Raw genomic sequence first — 543 nt, 5'->3', positions numbered from 1 at the left:
TCCGTGTGGCTTGACCATATAACCTCAAGTTGCCTTGGCCGACATGACATGTCGATAGATCCAAGTGCACGCTACGTCACAAGACCAAACGTGAGACTGAGCGCCTTTATGTGCTTTTTGCTCAAGTAACCAAGGGATCACTCCCGGTTGCTCGAATAAAAAGCCGGCGACGCTCCAACCGTCTCCCTGGTGAAATTAGCGCTATGGAACCACCCGATCCCATCCCGAACTCGGAAGTGAAACGTAGCTGCGCCGATGGTAGTGAGGCTTAAGCCTTGCGAGAGTAGGTCATCGCCAGGGTCTTTACTAAAATCCCCGCTGCATACGCAGCGGGGATTTGCTTTTTTTGCAAGCACCATGTTTTTGATGTTGCTTACATCAACAGCTTCGAGGAAAACTTGAAGTCTACGTCGCAAGTTGTTGACAAGTATGAAAAGCCTGCGCATAATGTGCGGCTTGCTTCAACGAAAAGCCCTCGGGCCTTACGCAGAAGCCGCTGAATCAACCGCCTCGAAAAAAGGTGTTGACGAGGCAAAAAAGTCG

1 rRNA gene is annotated in these 543 nt (G+C 50.5%); it reads left to right on the top strand.

The window, feature by feature from the left end:
* Positions 1-185 precede the first annotated feature (185 nt).
* A 5S ribosomal RNA gene (gene rrf / locus ACVOMH_RS15415) occupies positions 186-300 on the top strand.
* The last annotated feature ends 243 nt before the right edge of the window (positions 301-543 follow it).

The organism is Stenotrophomonas sp. STEN013 (genome assembly GCF_056760355.1).
This window is presented reverse-complemented; position numbering and strand designations above follow the sequence as displayed.